Consider the following 2,637-nt stretch of genomic DNA (forward strand, 5'->3'; position numbering starts at 1 on the left):
CTGCCGCTCGGGCCGATCGCCGAGGTGGACGAGGTCGCCCTGCGAGTCGCGCGGCTGCTCGGCCTGGAACTCCACCCGCAGCTCTCGGTTCTCGCCCGGCGCATGGGCGTCCGCCGCTACAGCGTGGACATCGGCGCGCCCGTCGTCACCGTGGCGACGCCCGCCGGGGTCTCACCGCCGCGGGCCGTCCGGGTGACCTGCGAGCCGCGGCCGACCGACGAGGGCCGCGAATGGTTCTGGACGCACTGGGGCGATCCGATCGCCGAGGCCGCGGACATCACCGGTGCGGAGGTCAAGCTCGTCGGGCTGCTCGCGTCCGAGGCGGCGGAGTCGGCCGAGTCATGAGCCGGGGGCGGCGGGACGCCCGGTGACCCCCGTTATCCCACCGCCGCCCCCACCTGCGTCGCGGTCCCGGGTTGAAGGCGCGCACCCGGGACCGCGACCACCAACACAGGACGACACGAGGAGGCTACTCTCGGCAACGTGTGGAGATTTAGCGAGGAGGGACGGCGCCTCCAGTCGTCCCCGTGCCTCATGGGCGGCAAGCACCAGCCGGACAAGACCTGGGCACGTGAGGACACCTTCTATTGCCAGCAGTGCGGCGCCATCCCCAGAGACAGCGAAGCGTACCGCGAGATGATGGAGGCCCCCGATGCGTACGATCCTCGACCCGACCGTCTATAAGACGGTCACCGCAGATTGCCCCGCCTGCGGCGGCAAGGGCTTCACCAAGAAGGGGACCTGCGGCACGTGCGGCGGCAGCGGCACGCACACCGTCACCTTCCCCGACGACTGACCCAGGCAGCACGAAACGACCCCCGCCCCTCACGAGGAGGGACGGGGGTCGCTTGCTGCCGATGAGCCTTCCCCGCTCACCGGCGCACCACAGACTACCTGCGCAAATGCGGGTCACTGGCAGGATGCGGCCATCCTCTTGAAATGTGGTACCAGTTGTACCACTCTAGGGACATGACGACGAACCCCCTCGGCCTCCCTCTCATCGACGACGTCGCCGGCTACGCGCCGCGCCACGAGGTCACCGACCCCGACAAGGCCGACGACCTCGCCAAGGACATGGCCGCGCGCGGCTGGCAGGGCGCGCCTCTCGTCGTCCACCGCGACTACGTCCAGGCCCTCACCGGCGTGCACCGCCTCGCCGCCGCCGAAGAGGCCGAGATCGCCGTCCCCGGTGTTGACGTCGAGGAACTGCTCGCCGCCTGCGACATCGACCTGTGGGAGCGCCGCGACAGCGACCTCGCCGACCTGGACTTGGACGAGGTCTTGGAGACGCTGCTCGCCGAACTGCCCGCCGACGTTCAGACTGCCTACGGCATCGACCTGCGCTGAGGAGCCATCGTGACCGAGAAGCGCATGAAGTCCCGCGAGGTCCGCGACAACTGGCGAGACGTCCTCGACCACGTCCGCGCCGGTAACGAAGTCGTCATCGAGCACTACACCAAGCCGATCGCCCGCATCGTCCCCATCGAGGAGAACGCCATGGCCAGCACCTTCACCTCCCGCGACCTCCGCGACCAGGTCGTCACCTACACCGACGCCAGCGACGGCGAGTACGACGTGGACGCCATCACCGAGGAGATCGTCGAGCGGCATGGCGCGGTCCCTGTGGACGACATCGACTCCGACGAGTTCGCCGAGATCGTCGTCCGGCACGCCACCGACTGACCTCGGGCACGACGAAACGCCCCGCCGCCCGGACGGATCCGGGGGGCGGGGCGTCCGCGCGGAGCGGCTCGGGGGCCTACCGCTCCACGACCTGCCGCGCCGGAGCGACCACCGGCGCCGGGGACACGTTCTGCCGCAGCAGCAACGCCAGCACGATGGACAGCGCCGTCACCGTCGCACCGATCTGGTCGGCCGACAACTCCAGCCCGAACGCCGCGACCGCAGCCAGCACCGTCGCCGCCGCGCCCGTGATGGACGACACCACCACCGGCCGCGTCATGAACGCCGCGACCGCCGCGAGGACACCGGTCGTGATGACGGCGACCGCCTCCACCTGGCCCTGCGACATGTCCAGGCCGTACGACACCAGCAGCGCGACCGCCGCGTTCACCGCGTAGGCGATGACGGCCGGCTCGAAACCGAAGATCTTCATGGTCACTCCTTGGGGGTGGAGTCATCACCTTCGGCGGACGCCGGATGTGATGTTCGTGCAGGTCAGATCACTTCACCGGATGGGGAAGTGATGGAGGTCAGGTCACCGGGGCGGACCAGGCGGTCTGCCATGTCTTGGGGCCGACGACGCCGTCGACCGTGAGGCCCTTCTCTTTCTGGAAGGCCCGGCAGACGCTCTCGCTGTCGGGCCCGTACGCGCCGTCGACCGCGACACCCCAGCCGCGCGCGTGCATCTGCCGCTGCCACAGCGTCACGTCGTCACCGCGCATCACCGGCGGCTGCGTCAGGTACCGGCCCGGCCACTTCGGAGCGCCGCCCGCGGGCTTGGCCGGCGGCTTCGGCTTCGACGGCGCGGCGGCACCCGAGTAGGCGGGGCGGCCGTACCCGTAGATCCGCTCCGACGACCGGCTGACGGACTTCCGGTAGACACCGTCGCCGTTGTAGTACCGGCCGGACAGGCTGCCGCTGGTGTTGCCGCCGATCGTGGTGAAGCTCGACGCC

At 70.3% G+C, this 2,637-nt stretch carries 6 protein-coding genes; 4 read left to right on the forward strand and 2 right to left on the reverse strand.

Annotation, left to right across the window (positions count from 1 at the left end; genetic code table 11):
* The 4 genes from VIU94_RS17480 to VIU94_RS17495 all read left to right on the forward strand — a co-directional run.
* Window positions 1–345 (forward strand): hypothetical protein (locus VIU94_RS17480; protein WP_331912524.1); only part of this gene is annotated, 345 nt, incomplete at its 5' end.
* 307 nt (window positions 346–652) lie between these two features.
* A complete protein-coding gene (locus tag VIU94_RS17485; protein WP_331912526.1) occupies window positions 653–796 on the forward strand; it encodes a hypothetical protein in 144 nt (47 codons plus the stop codon).
* 173 nt (window positions 797–969) lie between these two features.
* On the forward strand, window positions 970–1,347 hold the full coding sequence (locus tag VIU94_RS17490) for a ParB N-terminal domain-containing protein (protein ID WP_331912528.1): 378 nt from the start codon (window positions 970–972) through the stop codon (window positions 1,345–1,347).
* A gap of 9 nt (window positions 1,348–1,356) precedes the next feature.
* Window positions 1,357–1,683 (forward strand): type II toxin-antitoxin system Phd/YefM family antitoxin, encoded by a 327-nt coding sequence (locus VIU94_RS17495; RefSeq protein WP_331912530.1) that lies wholly within the window; start codon window positions 1,357–1,359, stop codon window positions 1,681–1,683.
* Window positions 1,684–1,759: 76 nt separating this feature from the next.
* Here VIU94_RS17495 and VIU94_RS17500 read toward each other — a convergent pair whose 3' ends face one another.
* Entirely contained in the window at window positions 1,760–2,116 is a 357-nt protein-coding gene (locus VIU94_RS17500) for a hypothetical protein (RefSeq protein WP_331912532.1), read from the reverse strand.
* A 97-nt stretch (window positions 2,117–2,213) separates the two neighbouring features.
* A partial coding sequence (locus VIU94_RS17505) for a peptidoglycan-binding domain-containing protein (RefSeq protein WP_331912534.1) occupies window positions 2,214–2,637 on the reverse strand: 424 nt, incomplete at its 5' end.

The organism is Streptomyces sp. (assembly GCF_036566765.1).
Taxonomy (GTDB): Bacteria; Actinomycetota; Actinomycetes; order Streptomycetales; family Streptomycetaceae; genus Streptomyces.